The 22,413-nt window shown below is 56.0% G+C and carries 21 protein-coding genes; 16 read left to right on the top strand and 5 right to left on the bottom strand.

Going from position 1 to position 22,413, the window contains the following annotated elements; all coding sequences use genetic code 11:
- Nucleotide 1: 1 nt before the first annotated feature.
- Nucleotides 2–829, top strand: a complete 828-nt coding sequence (locus tag EUU23_RS05430) for a TIGR03084 family metal-binding protein (protein WP_160353046.1) — start codon at nt 2–4, stop codon at nt 827–829.
- Here the strand turns inward: EUU23_RS05430 and EUU23_RS05425 are convergent.
- Nucleotides 816–1,898 (bottom strand): DUF2855 family protein, encoded by a 1,083-nt coding sequence (locus tag EUU23_RS05425; RefSeq protein WP_160353045.1) that lies wholly within the window; start codon nt 1,896–1,898, stop codon nt 816–818. The two genes, EUU23_RS05430 and EUU23_RS05425, sit on opposite strands and share 14 nt — an antisense overlap.
- Nucleotides 1,899–2,141: 243 nt before the next feature.
- Here EUU23_RS05425 and ribB point away from each other — a divergent pair, with 243 nt between their 5' ends.
- The 8 genes from ribB (at nt 2,142) to EUU23_RS05385 (ending at nt 11,412) form a co-directional block, all read left to right on the top strand.
- Nucleotides 2,142–3,443: a 3,4-dihydroxy-2-butanone-4-phosphate synthase gene (ribB, locus tag EUU23_RS05420; protein WP_160353044.1), complete on the top strand. Its 1,302-nt coding sequence runs from the start codon at nt 2,142–2,144 to the stop codon at nt 3,441–3,443.
- Nucleotides 3,443–3,862: a 6,7-dimethyl-8-ribityllumazine synthase gene (gene ribH / locus EUU23_RS05415; protein ID WP_160353043.1), complete on the top strand. Its 420-nt coding sequence runs from the start codon at nt 3,443–3,445 to the stop codon at nt 3,860–3,862. Before ribB ends, ribH begins: the two co-directional genes overlap by 1 nt.
- Before the next feature lie 46 nt (nt 3,863–3,908).
- Nucleotides 3,909–5,510 carry an AbgT family transporter gene (locus EUU23_RS05410; RefSeq protein WP_160353042.1) on the top strand — a complete coding sequence of 534 codons (1,602 nt, stop codon included), beginning with the start codon at nt 3,909–3,911 and terminating at the stop codon, nt 5,508–5,510.
- Nucleotides 5,507–7,108, top strand: coding sequence for a carboxyl transferase domain-containing protein (locus tag EUU23_RS05405; protein ID WP_160353041.1), 1,602 nt, complete (start codon nt 5,507–5,509; stop codon nt 7,106–7,108). Before EUU23_RS05410 ends, EUU23_RS05405 begins: the two co-directional genes overlap by 4 nt.
- Nucleotides 7,109–7,441: 333 nt before the next feature.
- Nucleotides 7,442–7,969 (top strand): endonuclease domain-containing protein, encoded by a 528-nt coding sequence (locus EUU23_RS05400; protein ID WP_343032681.1) that lies wholly within the window; start codon nt 7,442–7,444, stop codon nt 7,967–7,969.
- The gene (locus EUU23_RS05395) at nt 7,966–9,897 is read left to right on the top strand and encodes an acetyl/propionyl/methylcrotonyl-CoA carboxylase subunit alpha (protein WP_160353040.1); all 1,932 of its coding nucleotides are present in this window, start codon (nt 7,966–7,968) and stop codon (nt 9,895–9,897) included. The genes EUU23_RS05400 and EUU23_RS05395 overlap by 4 nt, the downstream gene beginning before the upstream one ends.
- A gap of 121 nt (nt 9,898–10,018) precedes the next feature.
- Nucleotides 10,019–10,474 carry a MaoC family dehydratase gene (locus tag EUU23_RS05390; protein WP_160353039.1) on the top strand — a complete coding sequence of 152 codons (456 nt, stop codon included), beginning with the start codon at nt 10,019–10,021 and terminating at the stop codon, nt 10,472–10,474.
- An 86-nt stretch (nt 10,475–10,560) separates the two neighbouring features.
- Nucleotides 10,561–11,412, top strand: a complete 852-nt coding sequence (locus tag EUU23_RS05385) for an HpcH/HpaI aldolase/citrate lyase family protein (protein ID WP_160353038.1) — start codon at nt 10,561–10,563, stop codon at nt 11,410–11,412.
- A gap of 9 nt (nt 11,413–11,421) precedes the next feature.
- Here the strand turns inward: EUU23_RS05385 and acnA are convergent, their stop codons facing one another.
- The 4 genes from acnA to EUU23_RS05365 all read right to left on the bottom strand — a co-directional run bounded on the left by acnA (nt 11,422) and on the right by EUU23_RS05365 (nt 17,354).
- On the bottom strand, nt 11,422–14,097 hold the full coding sequence (gene acnA, locus EUU23_RS05380) for an aconitate hydratase AcnA (RefSeq protein WP_160353037.1): 2,676 nt from the start codon (nt 14,095–14,097) through the stop codon (nt 11,422–11,424).
- Nucleotides 14,098–14,317: 220 nt separating this feature from the next.
- On the bottom strand, nt 14,318–14,503 hold the full coding sequence (locus EUU23_RS05375) for a hypothetical protein (RefSeq protein ID WP_160353036.1): 186 nt from the start codon (nt 14,501–14,503) through the stop codon (nt 14,318–14,320).
- Nucleotides 14,504–14,781: 278 nt separating this feature from the next.
- Complete coding sequence (locus EUU23_RS05370; protein WP_246156113.1) at nt 14,782–16,980, bottom strand: putative bifunctional diguanylate cyclase/phosphodiesterase; 2,199 nt, start codon at nt 16,978–16,980, stop codon at nt 14,782–14,784.
- A gap of 95 nt (nt 16,981–17,075) precedes the next feature.
- Complete coding sequence (locus EUU23_RS05365) at nt 17,076–17,354, bottom strand: DUF167 domain-containing protein (protein ID WP_218939506.1); 279 nt, start codon at nt 17,352–17,354, stop codon at nt 17,076–17,078.
- 126 nt (nt 17,355–17,480) lie between these two features.
- Here EUU23_RS05365 and EUU23_RS05360 point away from each other — a divergent pair, with 126 nt between their 5' ends.
- From EUU23_RS05360 to EUU23_RS05330, 7 genes are all read left to right on the top strand, one after another.
- Nucleotides 17,481–18,002, top strand: a complete 522-nt coding sequence (locus EUU23_RS05360; protein ID WP_218939505.1) for a DUF11 domain-containing protein — start codon at nt 17,481–17,483, stop codon at nt 18,000–18,002.
- A gap of 268 nt (nt 18,003–18,270) precedes the next feature.
- The gene (locus EUU23_RS05355) at nt 18,271–19,068 is read left to right on the top strand and encodes a hypothetical protein (protein ID WP_160353032.1); all 798 of its coding nucleotides are present in this window, start codon (nt 18,271–18,273) and stop codon (nt 19,066–19,068) included.
- Between the two features lie 130 nt (nt 19,069–19,198).
- Nucleotides 19,199–19,576: a fluoride efflux transporter FluC gene (locus EUU23_RS05350; RefSeq protein WP_160353031.1), complete on the top strand. Its 378-nt coding sequence runs from the start codon at nt 19,199–19,201 to the stop codon at nt 19,574–19,576.
- Nucleotides 19,573–20,787 carry an RluA family pseudouridine synthase gene (locus EUU23_RS05345; protein ID WP_160353030.1) on the top strand — a complete coding sequence of 405 codons (1,215 nt, stop codon included), beginning with the start codon at nt 19,573–19,575 and terminating at the stop codon, nt 20,785–20,787. Before EUU23_RS05350 ends, EUU23_RS05345 begins: the two co-directional genes overlap by 4 nt.
- Before the next feature lie 7 nt (nt 20,788–20,794).
- Complete coding sequence (locus EUU23_RS05340; protein ID WP_160353029.1) at nt 20,795–21,457, top strand: HAD-IA family hydrolase; 663 nt, start codon at nt 20,795–20,797, stop codon at nt 21,455–21,457.
- Nucleotides 21,454–21,678, top strand: coding sequence for a hypothetical protein (locus EUU23_RS05335; RefSeq protein WP_160353028.1), 225 nt, complete (start codon nt 21,454–21,456; stop codon nt 21,676–21,678). The genes EUU23_RS05340 and EUU23_RS05335 overlap by 4 nt, the downstream gene beginning before the upstream one ends.
- Nucleotides 21,675–22,376, top strand: coding sequence for an ATP12 family chaperone protein (locus tag EUU23_RS05330; RefSeq protein ID WP_160353027.1), 702 nt, complete (start codon nt 21,675–21,677; stop codon nt 22,374–22,376). The genes EUU23_RS05335 and EUU23_RS05330 overlap by 4 nt, the downstream gene beginning before the upstream one ends.
- The last annotated feature ends 37 nt before the right edge of the window (nt 22,377–22,413 follow it).

Here is a 22,413-nt window from a genome sequence, read left to right as displayed (position 1 = left end):
TATGCAACAGGCACAGGACTTTTACGACGAAAGCACGGCGCTCTTCGCGCTGATTGAGCCGCTTTCCGACGATGAATTTGAATCGCCTACCTTATTCAAGGGTTGGACGATCAACACTATTCTACGCCATTTACATATCTGGAATATCGCTGCTGATCTCTCCTGTGTTGATGAAGCGGCCTTTACCGAATTTTTGCAGAACATGGCGGCGGGCGTCCGGGGAGGACGGTTGCCCGATTTTGAGATGACCTATCTTGGAGGGCTGTCAGGACAGCAATTGCGGGCGGACTGGATTGGACAAGCCAAGATCATGGCCAGTCATTTTGCGGCGGTAGAGCCCAAGCAGCGTTTGAAATGGGTCGGTCCGGAAATGAGCGCGCTTAGTTCCATTACCGCGCGCCTGATGGAGACCTGGGCCCATGGCCAAGCGATTTATGATGTTTTGGGTGTTGAACGCCAAGACAGCGATCGGATCGGCAACATTGTACGTCTGGGCGTAAACACATGGGGCTGGACTTGGAAAAACCGCCGGATGGACCCGCCCGGGTCTATGCCGCGTTTGAAACTGAAAGCACCATCTGGTGCGCTTTGGGAATATGGCGAAACTTCGGAAAGCGGGTTGATTGAAGGCAGCGCAACTGAGTTCTGCCAAGTGGTCACCCAATGCCGTAATATTGCGGACACTGATTTACGGGTCAGTGGCGATATTGCAAAGCAATGGATGGTGGTCGCACAATGCTTCGCTGGGCCGCCCCAGGATCCACCCGGAGCGGGCGCGCGGTTTCTGCAATACAATTTCGACCACGGCAAAAGCATCAAGGATGAATAATGATTCCCTTTTGCGGGTCGGTCCGTCCTTCGAGCGTTTCGGCAAAGCTCTTTGCAGCATTGTCGAGGCCTTGGCGCTTGTCCACAGCGACGACGCCGTCGACAGCGCCCAAAAAGCTTTTCCAGCTTTTGGCGACTGCTTCACCAAAAGCTTTGGGACCCAGTTCTTGTATCGAAGCGACAGCATGATCGGGCGCAAAAAACAGGATTGGTTTTGGCCCCGCCATTTCGCCGCCGCCGCCAAGGCCGCGCGCCTCGACATGGGTCGCGCCGACCAGACAGCTATATTTCAACTGGTTTCCAAGCACGGCATGGATGTCATGGAGCAATTGGCTGTTACCCGCAAAATCAACCGAAACCGAAGGCTCCTGCGGCAGTTGCGCGATATCTTCATAGGCAAGTATCTGATCAAAAAGACCACATTTTTCGACAAATGCAACATTGCCTTTGGACGTCAGGCCAATGCGCTTGATGTCCAAGGACAAGTCTTTGGCCACGCTCGCCAAACCCATCGCAGTTTTCGACGACGCGCTTGTCATAGTCAGATTTTTTGCGCCGAACCATTTTTCGCGCCGGAACATGGACTCAATCAGAAAACCGGTTTTGAAAAGCGGTCCAAACAACATTCGCTCATTTTCTTTGGCGGGGTCATGTTCCGGATCGGCGTTCAGGCGGCTATACTGATTGTAGACCGGACTCATCGGTTGGCGGTGGGCGGCCATATCGGTAAATCCGCCGAAGCTGACTTTTCCCGGAAGCACATCCAGATGTGTACCCATCGGCACATAGCCATAAATGCGTTCGCCAATGGCGACGTCGGGGTTGCGCGAATCTTCAACGATAGCGTGGCCCCACATCGGGACGATGCCAAAATCGCCCTCCGCCGGAAAGAAGTTCCAATACCCAAACATGTCACCCATAACCGCGTAAGTAATATTATTTGCCGTGACAGAGAAGCTTTCGATCTTCAGCCGAACTTCCCCATCACCCAAGGGAGGCAGCGTGTCCGCATGAATATGGGTGTCGGTTAACGATGCCTTTTTTATCCAGACTGTCGACGCCAAAGCCATTCTCCTTCTTTCGTCACGATTGATCAAAACATGCTTTCAATGTGGGAAATACAATGTGATGCCAAGCAGATGTGCTGTTTTTCGTTCTTTATTACGGTTGCGATTATGCAATGAGCGTTAATTTGATGCAAGGCATGAGCAAAAGAAACAGCGAAACAGCTTTGTCCTTGGGGGGTAATTAACAATGCTGTAATGTGAATTTACCTTTTGACAATCACACCATAATGTGAAAAATACCGATTCATGTCTACACAACTTATCGCAAAACTTCGCGCCCTGGTGCATGATGGTGGTCTCTCTCGCTCCGGCTTGGCCCGAGCGGCCGGCCTTCATGCCAACACCTTGCGTGACCTGGACCAGCCCGATTGGAACCCGACGGCCGAGACGCTACGCAAGCTGGAGAGCTATTTGTTTTCCAATGACGACACACCGGCGCTGGTACCGATTGAAGAAATTATCGAAGAAGCGCGCAACGGCCGCATGTACATATTGGTTGATGACGAAGATCGGGAAAATGAAGGTGATCTTATCATTCCGGCGCAAATGGCGACACCTGATGCCGTCAATTTCATGGCAACCCATGGGCGCGGATTGATTTGCCTCACGCTCACCAAAAACCGGGTCGAACAACTGGGTCTGGATTTAATGAGCCGCGCCAATGGGACACGGCATGAAACGGCGTTCACGACATCTATCGAGGCGCGTGAGGGCGTAACCACAGGGATCAGCGCTGCCGATCGTGCACGGACAGTATCTGTTGCAATTGATGCTTCGAAAGGTCGGGACGACATTGTGACGCCAGGTCATGTATTCCCGTTGATTGCCCGTGACGGCGGCGTGTTGGTAAGGGCAGGGCATACCGAAGCTGGCTGTGATATTTCTCGCTTAGCTGGACTCAATCCCTCCAGTGTCATTTGCGAGATCATGAAAGACGATGGTACGATGGCGCGGATGGACGATCTTGTATCATTTGCGCGCCTGCACGGCCTGAAGATGGGGACCATCCGAGACCTGATCGCTTATCGCCGCAAGCATGACCATTTGGTCGAAAAGCGTGCGGAAATGAAGTTTAACAGCCGTTGGGGCGGCGAATGGACGGCGATGACTTTCTATAACAAAGCGACTGGCGACGAGACGATGGCGCTGGTCAAAGGCCGAGTTGATCCTGATAAACCAACGTTGGTGCGTATGCACACCATGTCTATGTTCGTGGATGTTTTCGGTGAAGAAAATGAACGGGCTGGCTTATTGTCGCGTTCCATGGAAGCGATTGCTGCTGAAGGGGCTGGCGTGGTTGTTGTCATCAACAAGCCTATGAAAGGCATTGTGACGCGTTTCATGCAATTGCGGGCCGAAGGCAAACAAGCTGGTGCGCCGGAAGTCGAGGAATTGCGAGATTATGGCGGTGGTGCCCAGATCCTGACCGAATTGGGTGTACAAGATATGGTCTTGCTCACAAATACACATCACACATTGGTGGGGCTTGAAGGTTATGGACTCTCCATTGTAGGCGAGCGGCCGATACCTGGCACCGGAGGCGAATAATGGCGAAGTTCCTTATAGTTGAAGCACGTTTTTACGATCATTTGAACGACATGCTCGTGGCCGGAGCCAAGGCAGCATTAAAGTCGGCTGGGCATGAAGTGGACGTTATTACCGTTCCGGGTGCGCTCGAGCTGCCTGGTACAATCGCGATGGCGGCCGAAAGCCGGCAATATGACGGTTTTGTCGCCATCGGGGTCGTGATCCGCGGCGAAACCTATCATTTTGAAATCGTGGCTGGCGAAAGTGCCCGCGGAATCATGGCGCTCACGATGGACGGAATCGCGATCGGCAACGGAATTTTGACCGTAGAAAATGAAGAGCAGGCGCTGGTGCGCGCTGATCCCAAGCAAAAGGACAAGGGCGGAGAGGCTGCAAAAGCGGCGTTGGCGCTTTACGAACTGCAGGGGCGGTTCTCGTAACAAAGTTACATATTCCCAAGACAAAAGCGGACGCTATAGTCCACATATGACAATCGCATCTTCACCGCAACAGCGCGGCTTTCTGGGAGCAATCGAGCGGTTGGGCAACAAATTGCCCGACCCTGCGATAATATTCCTGTGGCTCATTTTATTCCTGATGCTGCTATCTGCGCTGGGGCAGGTGCTCGGCTGGACGGCGTCGCTTGCCTATACGGGTGAAACTGCGCCGCAATGGGGCGAGTTGAAAGGCGGCGTGCTGACTTACAGTGCGACAAGCCTGTTTTCCGAAGAAAATATTGCGCGGCTGCTGACCGAAATGCCGCGCACACTGACCGGATTTGCGCCGCTTGGGCTAGTCATGACCCTCATTCTCGGCGCGGCTGTGGCTGAACGATCAGGGATGTTCTCGGCGCTGATCCGCATCTCGCTGCGTAACGCGCCGCGGGTCATCCTCACTCCCATCGTTGCGATCATCGGAATGGTGAGCCATCATGCATCCGACGCCGCCTATGTGGTGTTCATTCCGCTTGCCGCAATTCTGTACGCCAGCGTCGGGCGGCATCCGTTGGCAGGGCTGGCGGCGGCGTTCGCTGGGGTTTCAGGGGGCTTTGCCGGAAACGTCACGCCTGGCCAGATGGATGTGCTGCTATTTGGCTTTACGCAGGAAGCGGCGCGGATCATCGACCCGGCATGGACGATGAATCCGCTCGGTAACTGGTGGTTCATCCTTACGATCGTTGTCGTTTTCACGCCGATCATTTGGTACATTACCGATCGCGTTGTGGAGCCGCGCCTTGGGGTGTGGGGCGGCGTTCCGGACGAAGAACTTAAGGCAGAGCTTGCGCGTTCCGAAGTCACACCCGCAGAACGGCGCGGCCTGCGCGCAGCAGGGTTCGCCGAATTGGTGATTGTTTCGGCGTTTGCGGCACTCGCGCTTTGGCCGGAATACACACCGCTGATTGATGAAACGCAGGCAGGGCCCGCGCGGCTTCAGCCTTTTTACGCCGCTCTTGTCGCAGGATTTTTCTTGCTGTTTCTGGTCACTGGCATCGCATTCGGGCGCGCGGTCGGGACAATCAAAAATTCGTCGGATGTCGTCGTGATGATGCAAGAAGGGGTGCGGATGCTTGCGCCCTATCTGGTATTCGTGTTTTTCGCCGCGCATTTTGTTGCGATGTTTAACTGGTCGCGATTGGGACCGATCTTCGCAATTGATGGGGCGCTGGTGCTCCAGCAGATGAACGTACCGGCACCTTTGTTGCTGGCGGGCGTGCAATTCGTCTCGTCGTTCCTCGATCTGTTCATTGGTTCGGCAGCCGCAAAATGGAGTGCCATGGCGCCTGTGGTCGTGCCTAAATTCATGCTTCTGGGCATAAGCCCCGAGATGACGACGGCCGCTTACCGTATGGGAGATAGTTACACGAATATCATGACCCCATTGATGAGCTATTTTCCACTGATTTTGGCCTTTGCACGGCGCTATGACAAGACGCTGGGCGTTGGGTCGCTGCTCGCGCTCATGTTGCCCTATGCGCTCAGTTTCATGGTTGTCGGGCTGACAATGACGGTGACTTGGGTCACCTTCGACTTGCCACTTGGGCCGGGCGCGCAGGTTTTCTATACACCGCCGGTGGAGGCTTTCAAATGAGCGCGCCGGTTCTCGAAACGAGCGCTAATGTAGAGAGCGACGAGTATCGATCCCGTTCCGCGCACAACCGTGCGTTGCGTGACGAACTTTGGGCAAAGGTTGCAAAGGCTGCATTGGGCGGTAACGAGAAGTCACGCGAGCGGCACGTTTCACGAGGCAAGCTGTTGCCGCGAGAGCGGGTGGAGCGGCTGCTCGATCCGGGTTCGCCATTTCTGGAGATCGGCCAGCTTGCGGCCAATGCCATGTATGAAGGTGATGTGCATGGCGCGAGCCTGATCTGCGGCATCGGACGTGTATCGGGCCGCCAGTGTATGATTGTTTGCAACGATGCGACGGTGAAGGGCGGCACATATTATCCTATGACCGTCAAAAAGCATCTGCGCGCCCAGGAAATTGCCGAAGCCAACCGCCTCCCGTGCATTTATCTCGTCGACAGCGGCGGCGCAAACCTGCCGCATCAGGACGAGGTATTTCCCGACCGCGACCATTTCGGGCGCATTTTCTTCAATCAGGCGAACATGAGCGCCAAGGGTATTCCGCAAATCGCCTGCGTCATGGGTAGTTGCACCGCTGGCGGCGCTTATGTTCCTGCGATGTCCGACGAGAGCGTGATCGTCCGCAATCAGGGCACAATATTTCTGGCCGGCCCGCCGTTGGTGAAGGCCGCGACGGGTGAAGAAATCAGCGCTGAGGATCTGGGTGGCGGCGACCTGCATGGCCGCAAATCGGGTGTGGTCGATCATGTGGCGGAGAATGACGAACATGCGCTGACGATCGTGCGCGATATCATTTCGCACCTTGGCCCCATCCACAAACCCGACATCGACCTCAAAGACCCGCGACCGCCCAAATATGACGCGGATGAACTTTACGGGGTCATTCCCGACGACGTCCGCGCGCCCTATGACGTTCACGAAGTCATCGCCCGCCTCGTCGACGGCAGCGAGTTTCACGAATTCAAGGCGCTTTATGGCAGCACATTGGTCTGTGGCTTCGCGCATATATGGGGAATGCCGGTCGCGATCCTCGCCAATAACGGCGTGCTGTTTAGCGAAAGTGCGGTCAAGGGCGCGCATTTCATCGAACTTGCGTGCCAGCGGCGGATACCCTTATTGTTCCTGCAAAATATCAGCGGCTTCATGGTCGGCGGCAAATATGAGGCGGAGGGGATCGCGAAGCATGGCGCAAAACTCGTTACCGCCGTTGCCACCGCCAGCGTGCCCAAGATCACCGTGCTGATCGGCGGCAGCTTTGGTGCGGGCAATTACGGCATGTGCGGGCGCGCCTATAGCCCACGCTTCCTCTTCACCTGGCCCAATGCGCGGATCAGCGTTATGGGCGGCGAACAGGCGGCGAGCGTGCTCGCGACCGTCCACCGCGATGCGGAGAAATGGAGCGCTGAAGACGCCGAAGCCTTCAAGGCCCCGATCCGCCAGAAATATGAAGATGAAGGCAACCCCTATTACGCCACCGCGCGGATGTGGGACGACGGGATTATCGACCCGGCGCAGACGAGGGATGTGCTGGGGCTGGCGCTGGCGGCGGCGTTAAATGCCCCGGTCGAGGAGGTGCCCCGGTTCGGGGTGTTCCGGATGTGAGGTATTTGCCTGAGCCTGATCAAACCAACGCCACGTGCGCGCTGCCTGGCATCTACCGCTGGTGGATCGACGGCAAGGCGGTTTACGTTGGCCGTTATACTCGTGCAAGCCGACCATTGGGCGCATACGAGCGCAACGTCAGCAGGTTGCTCGGTGGGAAGCCTTATCGACCACAGAACCCATCCGGCTTCCGGCGGATTCATACAGCGCTTGCAGCAGCTGTGTCTTGCGAGAAGCCGATTAGACTCGAAATTGTTGAGAACTGTTCCCGCGAAGAACTAAATAGTCGAGAGCGACATTGGATTGCTTCACTGAACAAAGAGCATTCATTGAATGGAAGAAGCTTGCAAATCCTCCCCGAGCTTGTCTCGGGGAGGGGGACCGCCGCCGAAGGCGGTGGTGGAGGGGCTTGCGATGCTTAAGGATCTTGCACCGAAACCTACTGCCGGTTCTGTCGCTCGCGCGCGGAAATTGCGGAAGGAGATGACTTTACCTGAGGTGCTGCTGTGGCGTTTGCTTCGCGGTCAGCCGCAAGGAGTTAAGTTTCGAAGGCAACATCCCAGCAGTAGGATTGGCATGGACTTTTATTGTTCCGACGCGCGACTGGTGTTCGAGATTGACGGCATTGCGCATGACATGGGTGACAATCCCGAACGAGACTTCAACAGGGATGCCTGGCTTCGCTCGAAGGGGATCGACACAGTGCGGATACCGGCGACGGAAGTGCTTAAAGATGCCAACGCGGTTGCCGATGGCATTCTGAGATTGGCGCTATCGCGCCTGCCCCTCCACCACCCTGCTAACACAGGGCGGTCCCCCTCCCCGAGACAAGCTCGGGGAGGAATTGAGAAGAACGCATGATGAAAAGCCTCCTCATCGCTAACCGGGGCGAAATTGCCTGCCGGATCATTCGCACAGCGCGGGCGATGGGTATTCGCACCATTGCGGTCTATTCGGACGCGGATGCCAAGGCGCTGCATGTGCGGCAGGCCGATGAAGCGGTGCATATCGGGCCGTCTCCGGCGCGCGAGAGCTATTTGGTGGGCGAGAAGATCATCGCCGCCGCCAAGGCTACGAGCGCGGAGGCGATCCATCCGGGCTATGGCTTCCTCTCCGAAAATGCCGAATTTGCCCAGGCCGTGATCGATGCGGGGCTGATCTGGGTCGGGCCAGCGCCTGACAGCATCACCGCGATGGGGCTGAAGGATGCGGCCAAGAAATTGATGGCCGAGGCGGGCGTGCCCGTCACCCCGGGCTATATGGGCGAGAACCAGGACCCGGCGTTTCTTGGGAAACAAGCCGCTGAAATCGGCTATCCCGTGCTGATCAAGGCGGTCGCGGGTGGCGGCGGCAAGGGCATGCGTAAAGTCGAGGATGCAGCCGAATTCGCGGATGCGCTCGCCAGTTGCCAGCGTGAGGCCACCGCCTCGTTCGGCAACGCCCATGTCCTGATCGAGAAATATATCCAACGCCCGCGCCATATCGAGGTGCAGGTGTTTGGCGACACGCATGGCAACATCGTCCATTTGTTCGAACGCGACTGTTCGCTGCAACGCCGCCACCAGAAGGTAATTGAAGAAGCCCCCGCGCCCGGCATGGATGAGGCGACCCGCGAACAGCTCTGCGCGGCGGCGGTCAAGGCGGCTAAGGCAGTCGACTATGTTGGCGCAGGCACCATCGAGTTCATCGCCGACGCATCCGAAGGCCTGCGCGCCGACCGCATCTGGTTCATGGAAATGAACACGCGGCTGCAGGTCGAACACCCGGTGACCGAGGAGATTACCGGCGTCGATCTGGTGGAGTGGCAGCTGCGCGTGGCGAGCGGGGAGGCGTTGCCCAAGCGGCAAGACGAATTGCGTATCAATGGCTGGGCGATGGAGGCGCGGTTATATGCGGAGGATCCGGCGAAGGGGTTCTTGCCGAGCGTGGGACCATTGACCCATTTCGACCTATCGACCGCTTGGCGGACGGAGGGGCGGATTGAAACCGGTGTGACGCCGTGTGACCAAATTTCGCCCTTTTACGACCCGATGATTGCGAAGCTCATTGTGCACGGTGACAATCGCGACGAAGCCCGCGAGGGGCTTGCGAAGACTTGTGAGAAGGTGCGTTGCTGGCCGGTAAAAACGAATGCCGCCTTTTTGACAAAACTTCTTCGTGACGACGATTTCACGTCGGCGGATTTGGACACCGGCCTCATTGCACGGAAGCTGGACGTGCTGCAGCCCGAGGACGCGCCGAGCGAAAGCGCTTTGCAGGCAGCAGCCCTGATGGTTCTGGACGGCGCACTTGGCGGGCATCCAGAAGACATCCGAAAGACATACCTTGGCCGCGATCCGCAACGTCCAGCAGGTCTGGTCGGTTTTCGCCTTAACTCCGCGAAGCGGCTCGTCGTGGTGTCGCTCACTGATGGCTCAAAGGAATACGAGGTCCGGTTTCTTGAGCCATCGATAGCTAGCCTCCCTTGGGTCGAGACGGTGGCTGAAGGTTTTCTCGTCGATGATAATGGCCGGACATTGGTTTTGCGCCCGAGCCGCGTCGATGGAACAGGTCATCACGGCAACCATGACGGCGACATCCTCTCCCCCATGCCAGGCCGCGTCATTGCGGTCGATGTCACCGCCGGCCAAAGCGTTATAAAGGGCCAGAAACTCCTTACGCTTGAGGCGATGAAGATGGAGCATAGCCTCACCGCGCCGTTCGACGGCGTAGTGGCGGTGCTGAACGCCGAAGCTGGCGCGCAGGTGCAGGTTGAGGCTTTGTTGGTGCGGATCGAGGCGGTGGAGTGACCCCCGTAGCCGCACTCCAAACCACATCCGTCACCCTGAACTTGTTTCAGGGTCTTAATTTGTGGTGGCGAAAAAGTAAGATGCTGAAACAAGTTCAGCATGACGGACTAAGGGTAGGGTGATGGCTGGTAGATACTTCAACCAATGGCAAATCGGCGATACCATCATCCATGAAATCCGCCGCACGGTGACTGAGACCGATAATCTGCTGTTCTCGGTCATGACGCACAACCCGCAACCGCTGCACATCGACGCTGAGGCGGCCAAGGCCAGCGAGTTTGGGCAGATCCTCGTCAACGGCACTTTCACCTTTGCCCTTATGGTCGGCCTATCAGTCGGCGACACGACTTTGGGTACATTGGTCGCCAATTTGGGGTACGACAAGCTCGTCATGCCAAAGCCCGTGTTCCTCGGCGACACTCTCCGGGCCGAAACCGAAGTGATAGCTTTAAAGGAGAGCAAATCGCGGCCTGACGCAGGTGTCATCACTTTCCTTCACCGCTGTCTCAACCAGCACGACGAGGTGGTGTGCAGTTGCGAACGCGCTGCACTGTTAAAGCGAAGCGAAAGCGCGTAACCTTAACGACAGGTCGACCGAAAGCTCATGTTTATAAGCTTTTCGAAAAGGCCAGTGTACCGGTGAAACATATAAGGCTTAAACCCATGAAGCTCCGCTCTCTCCTCTTCGTGCCCGGCGACCGGCCTGAACGTTTTGCCAAGGCTTCGGCCAGCTTGGCTGATGCCATCATTATCGATTTAGAAGATTCGGTAGCGTTAGACAAAAAGGTTTCGGCGCGTGAGGCGACGGCGGAATATCTGTCCGGTGACCGACCAGTGCCTGTGTTCGTTCGGGTCAATCCACAAGACAGCCATTTAACGCATGATGACCTCGCATCCGTGCTGCCGTTCTTACCGGACGGTATCGTTCTGCCAAAGGCGGAAGGTGCCCGCTCGATAAACTGGTTGCGTGCCGAAGCGGCTGCTGTCGCAGATAATCCTGATGGTGAAGCGCCGCCGATTTTGCCCATTGCCACCGAAACGCCCGGCGCTGTTTTCGACCTTGGCAGTTTGCGCGAGGTTACGCCTTGGTTGGCCGGGGTTAGCTGGGGGGCCGAAGACCTGCCCGCTGCTGTCGGCGCTGCAACTTCGCGGGAGCCTGATGGAAGCTATACCGCGCCTTATGAACTCGTCCGTTCGCTGACCTTGTTCGCCGCCCATGCCGCAGGTGTCGCGGCTATCGATACGGTATTTCCAAATATCAGCGATGCCGATGCGTTAGACGGATATGTTGCACGCGCTGCCCGGGATGGCTTCACCGGAATGCTTGCCATTCATCCGTCCCAAGTTGCGATAATCAACAGTGCATTCACGCCATCGACGCAACAATTAGAGCACGCACAGAAGGTAGTCGACGCTTTCGCTGCCAATCCCGGTGCTGGGGTTCTACAACTGGATGGCAAGATGATCGACGCGCCGCATTTGAAGGCGGCGCTGTCAATTCTCGCCCGGGTCTAGACCCGTGTCTTAAGCCGCGAGTTTCCGGAGCACATAGTGCAGGATGCCGCCGTTCATGAAATACTCGATCTCGTTCGCTGTATCGATCCGGCACAGCGTGTCGAAGGTGAAGGTCGAGCCATCCTTGCGGGTTACGTCGACGGTCACTATTTGACGCGGCTGAAGCTTCGAGACGTTTCTGATAGTAAAGCTGTCATCGGCTGTAAGGCCCAGGCTTCCGCGGTTTTCGCCTTCTTGGAACTGCAAAGGCAAGACACCCATGCCGACGAGGTTTGAGCGGTGAATACGCTCAAAGCTTTCAACGATCACGGCGCGTACACCGAGCAGATTGGTACCCTTTGCGGCCCAGTCACGGCTTGAACCCGTGCCATATTCCTTGCCTGCGATGACGACCAGCGGCGTTCCGTCGGCCTTGTGGCGCATGGCGGCGTCGTAGATCGGCATGACTTCGCCTGCATAGCTGGACATGCCACCTTCAATACCGGGGACCATTTCGTTCTTGATGCGGATATTGGCAAAGGTGCCGCGCATCATGACTTCGTGGTGGCCACGACGTGCACCATAGCTGTTGAAATCAGCCTTGCTGACCTGATGCTCCATCAGGAACTTGCCCGCAGGCGAGTCCGCCTTGATCGAACCGGCTGGCGAAATATGGTCGGTGGTGATGGAGTCACCCAGAATTGCCAGCGGCTTGGCTTCGATAATGTCGGTCACCGGTGCCGGGGTCATGCTCATGCCGTCAAAATAGGGCGGGTTCGCAACATAGGTGGAACCAGCGCGCCACTGATAGGTGTCCGAACCTTCGACCTGGATTTTCTGCCAATGTGCGTCACCTTCATAGACCTTGGCATAGCGCGCGGTGAACATCGAACGGTCGATGTTGGCGGTCATGACATCGTGCACTTCCTGATTGGTTGGCCAGATATCGCGCAGGAATACGTCGCTACCGTCGGTCGCCTGACCAATTGGTGTGGTGGTGAAATCTTCGGTCACCGTGCCTTTCAGCGCATAAGCGACAACCAGCGGCGGCGACGCGAGGAAGTTGGCGCGCACGTCGGGGGAAACGCGGCCTTCGAAATTGCGGTTGCCCGAAATGACCGAGGCAGCGACAATGTCATTGCCGTTGATTGCGTTGGAAATCGGTTCGGCCAATGGACCGGAATTGCCGATGCAGGTGGTGCAGCCATAGCCCACCAGGTTGAAGCCAATTGCGTCCAGATCTGCGGTCAGACCCGCGCGGTCGAGATAATCGGTGACCACCTGGCTTCCCGGCGCGAGCGACGTTTTGACCCAAGGCTTTGGCCGCAAGCCAAAAGCATTGGCCTTGCGTGCTACCAGACCGGCGGCCACCAGAACCGATGGGTTGGAAGTATTGGTGCATGATGTAATCGCTGCAATCACGACGTCGCCGTCGCCAATATCATGCGTCTTGCCTTCAACCGCGACACGCTTGGCGCTGTCATGCTTATACACATTGGAAAGGTCGCCGTTGAACACATCGTCCACCTGCGTCAGGATAACTTTGTCTTGCGGCCGTTTTGGCCCGGCAAGCGAAGGCACCACGGTTGCCACATCGAGCGACAGCGTATCGGTGAACACGGGGTCCGCCATATCGGTATAGGCCCACAGGCCTTGTTCCTTGGCATAGGCCTCGACCAACGCAATCTGGTCTTCATCGCGGCCCGTGAGACGCAGATAATCGAGCGTCTTTTCATCAATGCCGAAGAAGCCGCAGGTTGCGCCATATTCAGGCGCCATATTGGCAAGCGTCGCGCGGTCGGCAAGGCTGAGCGAGGCAAGGCCCGGGCCATAATATTCGACAAAGCGTCCGACCACGCCCTTGGCACGCAGCATCTGTGTCGCGGTCAGCACGAGGTCAGTCGCGGTCACGCCCTCAGCCAATGCGCCGGTCAGCTTGAACCCGACGACTTCGGGGATCAACATCGAAACCGGCTGGCCCAACATCGCTGCTTCCGCCTCGATGCCGCCTACGCCCCATCCGAGCACGCCCAGACCGTTGATCATCGTTGTGTGACTGTCGGTACCAACACAGGTATCGGGATAAGCAATGGTGGCACCATCATCCGTTGTGGAAGTCCAGACGGCCTGTGCAATATGTTCCAGATTGACCTGATGGCAAATGCCCGTCCCGGGAGGGACTGCCTTGAAATTGGCGAGCGATTTTGAACCCCATTTCAGGAAGTCATACCGCTCCGCATTGCGCTGATATTCGATCTCGACATTCTGCTCGGCGGCTTTCGGGTGGCCGAATTCATCGACCATGACCGAGTGGTCGATGACCAGATGCACGGGAACCAGCGGATTGATCTTCTGCGCGTCGCCGCCCAGCTTGTTCATGGCATCACGCATCGCGGCCAGATCGACCACGCAAGGCACGCCGGTAAAATCCTGCAACAGCACACGGGCAGGGCGATACTGGATTTCGCGGGTGGACTTGGGGTCCGCCTGCCAATCGATCAGCGCCTGCACATCGTCTACCGAAACGGTAAAACCGCCATCTTCAAAGCGCAGCAGGTTTTCAAGCAAGACCTTCATCGAAAAGGGCAAACGCGACACATCGCCCAGCTTTTCCGATACTTTCTTGATAGAGAAATAATCCACCGTCTTGCCGCCAGCGGTCAAGGTGGAGCGGGTTTGCAGGCTGTCTAATCCGATTGCGGTCATTGTTATATACCCCTTTGATGTTGGGCTTTTTGCTGGATGGGGGAACGGCTACTCCCGCTCCCTTCGACAATCGCATGTCGAAGGTTACATTACAGTTATCAGCGGGCAGCCAAACCAGCGTAAAAGCGGGAGATTCGATTGCTGCGCGCGCCTTAGCGTGTAGGGAAAGGAAAGGGAAGGGGAGTTTGGTCCAGGGAGCCTTATGCAGCGACCCCAAAATTCACCCCTCCCGCAAAACTTCTGTTACCTCCTCCAATGTCCCGCGCACGCGGAGGAGTTGGTCTTTGCCAAAGACGATCAGGCATTCGTCATGGGCGTTGTCGGCGGTGCGGATGAATTGGACTATTTCGGGATTGACCGAGATTTTCTGGCCGTGCGTGTCGGTTAAGGTGACGAAGGGGATCATGGGGGTTCCTTTTGATTTGTGCGTTGTCTTGGCAGCTTTGCAGGCCGGGCGTAAAGGGTTGGGGGTATTTCCAACCGAACAGAAATTTTCAATCGGTCCTGTTACCCTGAACTTGGTTCAGGGTCCATCGTTCAGCTTTGCCCTGTCGTTGACTAGCTGGCGCTTCTTTGCGTCATGAGCATGCAATCATATAGGTACGGGGATGTATGCGAAATGGACCCTGAACCAAGTTCAGGATGACGGTGCTATGGGTGATATAAAAAAGAGCGCTATCGTCATCAGTCCTGAAAATCCATTGCGCTTTGGCTGGACACGGCGGCGACTTGCATAAATAAGGGCTTGGACTGGGTTGCGCCGACAGAGGTAGCGGCGGCGAGCACGTAAGGCGATATGCGGTGGCGGGTGCATAGGCCGCCGGCGCCGTCGCTGACCAAGGGGGTTTCAAATTCGACCGCGATCAATGCATCCTGTGCACGTGTCACGGTCGAGACAACAAGCTGTCCGCCGCCCAAATCAAGCACAAGGCCGGTGCCTTCGGGTACACCGAGCAAGCCGTCGATCAACGCGCCGGTCTTTGACAGGTTCCGCATCAGCGCGTCATAACGGTGATCGTCATGTATCACGCCAATGCGACGGAACACGGACCGGCGTTCGGGGCGGTGGCGTTCGGGGCCGTCGGGTTCGATCCTAAGTTCGCCGCATTTCAATTGGTGAATGACGGTTTCCTGGGTCAACGCCTTGGAATAAATCCAACCCTGAATAAAGCGCGCCCCTTTGGATTTGACGACTTCTAACTGGTCAAAGGCTTCTACGCCTTCAACTGTGGTTTCCATTCCCAAAGCGTCGGACAGGCCAATGATGGCGGCGATGATCTTCGCGCTGTTCTGGTCTTTTTGGGTGCAGCTGTCGACAAAGGTGCGATCAACCTTGATCTTGTCAAACGGAGCGGAGCGCAAATAGCTGAGTGAAGAATAGCCGGTGCCGAAATCGTCCAGCGCAAGGCGTACGCCCAAATCCTTTAGCGCACGAAAGATATCGTCGATGGTCTCTCCATCGCCCATGAACACGCTTTCGGTGAGCTCGAGTTCGAGGCGATTGGGTTCAAGGCCAGCGGTTTCGAGTGCGTGGGTGACGATGTTGATCAGGTCTGAATGTGCGAACTGGGCGGCTGAAACATTGACGGCAACGCGTACCGATTTGGGCCAGGCCATCGCGTCTTTGCATGCCTTGTTCAGGGCCCAGGCACCGATCTGGTTTATAAGGTCGGATTCTTCTGCAATGGGTACGAAAACGTCGGGTCCAATGGTACCGCGTTCGGGGTGTTCCCAGCGCATCAACGCTTCGAACGTCACGACCATATTGTCCTCGGTGCGGACGACCGGCTGGTAATGCAGTTCCAGCATATCATTGGCAAGCGCGTCGCGCAGACCTTCTTCAAGCAGCCGGCGCTCTTCGGCCTCGTCTTTCAGGTCGGCAGAATAGAAGCGGAACTGGCCGCGTCCGCCATTTTTTGCGGCGTATAGTGCAAGGTCGGCATTGTGGATCAGGTCCAGCTTGTCGATGCCATCATAAGGTGAAATCGCAATACCGACTGAGGTGCCAATGGTCGCGCGCTTATCCTCGATAGTATAGGGTTGCGACACGATTTGGATGATCTTGTTGGCCATTTCGCCCAGTTTGCCCCGGTCATCAAGGTCGGGCAGGATGATCTGGAACTCGTCGCCACCCAAACGGCCGATTTCGCCGCGTGCGCCCACGACCCGTTCCAAACGCCGCGCGACCTGACACAACAGATCATCACCCGCCGGATGGCCAAGCGTGTCGTTAACATGCTTGAACCGATCTAGATCAAGCATGATGAGCGTACAGCTGCGTTTGGCCGATTTGTAAGCGGACAATATGCTTTCCAGCTTTTTGTCCATACGGTGGCGGTTCGCAAGGCCGGTCAGTGAGTCAAATTCGGCCAAACGGGAGTCGACGAGCTTTCGTTCATATTCGACGGTGATGTCTTTCGCGCTGCCGCGATAGCCTTGAAAACTTCCGGATTTGTCGAATTTTGGATGACCTGAGATCGACCACCATGTGTGCCGCCCCTCATCCTGCCCTATGTTTAGGGCAAAGCGGACTGTCTGATCAATAATCTTGTTGCGCGCGGTCAACTGGAAATTCAGAGGCCGGTCGGACCGTTCGCCGCTGGTGCTGCTGTCGGTTTCGAACAAGGTGGTCAGCGGCTGCGCCAGCAATTCTTCGATCGGGCGATTCAATTTTTCCGCTGCATTTTCAGAAATATAGATCAACCGGAAATCCGCATCGGTCGCCCAAAGCCAGCCAATACCGGCATGTTCAAAGTCGTCGAGCACTTCAAGCCGACGGCTTGCATCAGTCGCTGTGATGACGGCTACAGAACCGTACCGTGCGCTATCACTGGGGCCCACACCGGGGAAACTACGGAAGAGTTTTGCGACGGCCATCGTCATTCCACATCAGGCAAGGGTAAAAGAAACCGGTTCATAAGAAATACACCCTAAACCGCGATGGTTACCATAACGCTAATAAACGGCGGTTTTTGGCGTTATTTAAGAGGATTTAGGGTTATCCGCACGCGCTTGTCACGGCTGGTCAGTCCCTTGATGATCTCCACATTACTGCGCGGCACCGAAATGATTTTCGCCAACAGCTCGATCACGGCCTTGTTTGCCTTGCCGTCTTCGGGTGCGGTTCTGATCCAGATTTTAAGCGCGCCATTCTCAACCGCTGCTTTTTCGACTCGAGCCCCCGGAACTACGCGAACAGGCATTTCTCCGCCCGCATCCATTAAAGCTGCGATGGTATCGGGGCTGGGGGCAGTCATCATCTTCTCCATTTTTATCAGGCCGTCATGCAGATTTTGCTACCCTTTAGCTATCAACCCGCGATACAATTGCAGCGACCCGGTTTGTAATCATTCGAATATGGCAGGAATGTAATGAAAAACAGAATGTTGAAAACCGTTTATCTTTTGACGCCTTTGGTGGTGTTGATGTCGGGCGCGACGGTGTCTTCAGGACCCGCAATGGCGCAGGCCGCCGAACGATCTCCGGTTACTTTGACCAGTGATGTAAAAATTGAACGCGTGGAAACCGGCCCAACAGGCGCAGAACAGGTAAAGCTATTCGGTCCCGGTGAAATTGCTGTAGTTCCAGGCGACAAAGTGTTGTTCACATTGATCGTCAGCAATTCTGGTAAAGAGCCAGCCTCCGGCTTTAGGGCTGTTAATCCCTTGCCCGATGCAGTCCGTTTCACTTCGGTCGCGGAAGATTGGGCCGAATTGTCGGTCGATGGTGGTACCAATTGGGGCAAGTTGGCTGACCTGAAAGTCAAAGCAAAAGATGCTTCAGGCACCACAGATGTTGAACGTGCAGCTACCCCGGATGATGTAACCCATGTCCGCTGGGTTTTCCCCGATTCAATCGCGGCAGGGGCAAAGCGGTCAATCAGCTATCGTGGCGTCGTGAAATAAGGAAATGGCGGCGCGTGTTGAAATGCGCCGCCTTCCATTTAACATATGGTCGGTCGGTATAAGGCCAGTTTTTTGTCCGGCTGTCGAATTTTTCCGAACCGCAGCTGATGATTTGGACTTTGCCCGGGACGATATTGATCAACTCAGCCACCCAGTCTGTCCCGTGCTGGCACATAGTAACCGCTCACATAGGGTAAATACGACTCAACGGGTGCGTTAACCACCTTTAAGGCTAGCTTTTGTTCCTCGATGAACGCAGCTTGAACCTATGACCTATTCTGGAACAAGCTTTCTGCGTGCTTTCCCGCGCCTTACAATTCCTCTTTTACTGGGCGTGGCGCTTGCCCTGCCTTTGGCCGCTTGTGGTGAAGAGGGTGCAAATGACGCTGCGGTTGCGGATCTTGATAATCAGTTGGTCGGCAAGGGCAGCGATCCTGAAGTCAATGCCGCGTTGAACGACCGCATTTTGGTTGATCCCGATCTGACCGACAATGCGAATATGAATACGGTCAAAGCCGCGACCAAGCCATTATCGGGTGCAACACCTGCGGACAGCGGGTTTGAAGGCGATGCATCTATCGAAGCGCTGGATGGCGCCAAGTTGATGCGTGCGCCCAAAGCAACGGTCGTTAAGGCCGAAGAATGCACCAATTGCGGTGATCGCCGTGCGGCGACGCTCGGTGGCCTTGCTGCAGATCAAGGTGTAACGCGCGGCAAGGGTACTTGCGATGCCAAGTTACAATATGGCGCGGGCTGGGCAAACAGAATGCCAGCCGAATTCCCGGTCTATCCGCAAGGCCGTGTGAAAGAAGCCGGGGGCGTGGATGGCGGCATTTGCGACATTCGGGTAGTGTCATTCTCCACATCGGCCGCCATACAGAATGTTATCGACTATTATTACACACGAGCGCGCAAGTCCGGTTATAACGCCGAACATCAATTGCGCGCCGGCGAACATGTTCTGGGCGGAACCCGGGACAATGACGGCGGAGCCTATTTCATTACCTTCAACGCAAAAGCCGGTGGCGGCACCATTGTCGACATCGTGGCCAATAATGGCCGTTAAGCGTTAAACAGACCGAAGCGCCTGGGGCGGCAGAGGTGCCGCCCTATTTTTTGTCCGAATACCAAGGCAATGGTGCATAGCATTTACCGTCTCGCTTCCCATATCGGCCTTCGCCCGCTAAGGCGGCGGGATGTATTCCATCATTCTTGTTATGTCGGGCGGAGCTATTGGGGCGGGGTTGCGCTTTGGCTTGTCGCGGGCTCTGCCTTATGCGGGGCAGGGTTGGCCTTGGTCGACCTTTGCCGCAAATATTTTGGGTGGTTTGGCAATGGGTGTTCTGGCGGCGTGGGTGTTGCGGGGCGATAACTCGGCTGAACCGTTGCGCTTATTTGTGGGTGTCGGGGTTTTAGGCGGATTTACGACATTCAGTGCATTCAGCCTGGAAATGGCACAGATGATCGAGCAAGGGCAAACGGAACTGGCCGCCGGATATGCGCTGGCTTCGGTCCTCCTCGCTTTAGGGGCATTATTTGCCGGTATGACGGCAGCAAAGGCATTATGGGTATGAGTAAGAGCGAGGAAAAAGGGATCCGGCAATTTGTCGTCCAGCCCGATGATGACGGTATCCGGCTCGACCGCTGGTTCAAGCGGCATTTACCTGACGCGTCATTCAATATTGTCTCACGCTGGGCGCGGACAGGACAGTTGCGGGTGGATGGCAAACGCGCAACGCCGGGTGATCGCTTGTCGGCAGGACAAGCGATCAGGGTGCCACCTGCAGACACAACCGCAGCGGCAAGCGCGCGACCCGTTCGTAAACGGCGCGAGTTAACAGAGGACGAAATGGAGTTCGCCCTCAGTATGGTCATACACAAGGACGATGCAGCGCTGGTTATTAACAAACCCGCAGGGTTGGCGACGCAGGGTGGAACCAAGACGGAGAACCATGTCGACGGCCTGTTGGATGCGCTCTGTTTTGAACTGGATAATCGACCAAAGCTTGTACACCGGCTGGACAAAGATACGTCGGGTGCGCTGCTGCTGGCGCGGACTTCGCGATCAGCGGGACATTTTGCCAAAGCATTTTCGTCGCGCACGGCGCGCAAAGTTTATTGGGCCTTGGTGGTAGGTGTACCCACCATTGCCGATGGTTTTATTGATCTGCCTATCGGCAAGCAACCAGGTAGCGGCGGCGAGAAAATGCATGTCGATGAAAAGGACGGGCAGTCGGCACGGACACGGTATCGTATCGTGGAACGCGCCGGAAACGCCTGTGCGTGGGTCGAATTACAACCTTATACAGGCCGCACGCACCAACTGCGCGTGCACATGGCCGCAATTGGACATCCCATTGTTGGTGATGGAAAATATGGCGGCAAGGATGCGTTTTTAACCGGAACGATCAGCCGCAAAATGCATCTGCACGCACGGCGGCTTCGTATTGATCATCCACAAGGGCACCAGATTGATGTGCGCGCCGACCTGCCACCACATATGAAGGACAGCTTTGCTGATCTTGGATTTGATATTGAACTGGGCGACGCATTGGTGCTCGATGCGCCAAAATTTTCGGAAACAGCCGAAGGCAAGAAGCGTGTTGCCGCCAACATTGCGAAATCCGCCCGCAAGGAACGAAAAGGCGAACGCCGTTCGCGCGGTGCAGTAATGGACAAGCCAAAGGACAAAAAGCGTAGCCAGTTGGCGACGGGCAAGAAAATCGCTGCGAAAAAGCCCGTGATTAAAAAAGCAATTGGCAAGAAGCCAGTGGCGAAGAAGTGAAGCAAAAGTGACGGCGAGGCTTGCGATATTTGATTGCGACGGCACACTGGTCGACAGTCAGGCGAATATCTGTTTGGCAATGGAATATACTTTTGAACAAGCCGGAATGCCACCACCTGCCCGTAACGCAATCAGACGGGTTGTTGGACTTAGCCTCTTTGAAATAATGCGTGTACTTTTGCCCAATGCAGATTCAATAAAACACACCAAAATGGTCGAACTGTATCGTGCTTCCTATCTTGCCCTGCGAAATGACGGGCTGGAGCATGAGCCTCTTTATGATGGCATGGCAGGTCTTTTGGCATCAATGGACGAAAGCGGCTGGTTGCTGGGCGTAGCAACGGGCAAATCGGATCGCGGGTTGGAACGCTGCCTTGACCATCACGCAATCAAGGGACTGTTTGTCACCTTGCAAACCGCCGACCGGCATCCTTCGAAACCCCATCCTTCGATGGTTCATCAAGCGCTCGCCGATGCCGACGTGGCGGCAGGGCGGGCGGTTGTTATTGGGGACACGGTTTACGACATCCAGATGGGCCGCGCGGCAGGTACGCGCACCATCGGCGTCAATTGGGGCTATCATCCGGTGGAAGAACTACGCGCAGCTGGTGCCGATGCCATTGCCGAATCCATGGACGAACTTGCCGCTTTGTTGGGAGATTTTGTATGACACCCGAAGACGAAACAAAGGCGCAATATCGCTTTTTGGTTATCAACATTTGCCGCATTACCGGCGCGATCATGTTGGTTATCGGCCTTGCCGTTATTGCTCGCGAAGCCTTCGGCCTTCCTAAAGTGGCTGGTTATGTGCTGTTTCTGGTGGGGATGTTCGATTTTCTGATGGTACCGGTATTCCTGTCCAAACGATGGAAAAGCACGCCAAAAATATGAGGCGTTTCTGGAAAGAAGTGACGCTTGAGCAGAGCACATTTGGCTATGCCGTGCGGCTTGACGGGCGACCGGTCAAGACACCGACCCGTAACGAACTTGCGCTGCCGACGCAGAGATTGGCCGATGCTGTGGTCGCGGAATGGGATGCTGTTGAAAAGAGCATCGATCCAGGTCGAATGCCCATTACAGGTTTTGCCAATGCAGCGATTGACCATATCGGTCCCGACCGCAGCAGCTTCGCCACAGCCATCGCCGCATATGGAGAAACCGACCTTATGTGCTATCGCGCCGCAAAAGGCGATGCGCTTGCAGATCGGCAGGCTGAAATTTGGGACCCCTGGATTAACTGGGCGCGGGGCCGTTACGACGTCAGCTTTGTAATTGTCGAAGGAATCATACATAAGCCGCAACCGGACGCGACCCTTGAAAAGTTGCGTGCGGCAGTTGCGGCGCGCGGAACGTTCGAGCTCGCGGCCATGGCAAAGCTAGCCCATCTGTCGGGATCACTAATCGCAACAATGGCGGTTGTGGAACAGGAGGGAACAGCCCAAGACATTTGGAACGCGGCCTGCCTCGACGAGTTGTGGCAGGAAGAATTGTGGGGCGCCGATTATTGGGCGCAGAAAAACCGTAATGATCGTGAAGGCGAGTTTATGCAGGCCGTGCGGTTTCTCGACCTACTTGGCACATCGACATAGGTGAAAGCCTAGGTCGCCCCAGGAAACGCATCGGTCT

Origin of the sequence: Sphingorhabdus profundilacus, from assembly GCF_009769755.1 — a bacterium.
Lineage (GTDB): Bacteria > Pseudomonadota > Alphaproteobacteria > Sphingomonadales > Sphingomonadaceae > Sphingorhabdus_B > Sphingorhabdus_B profundilacus.
Note: the sequence above shows the minus strand (reverse complement) of the source record. Positions and strands in the feature narration are given on the sequence as shown.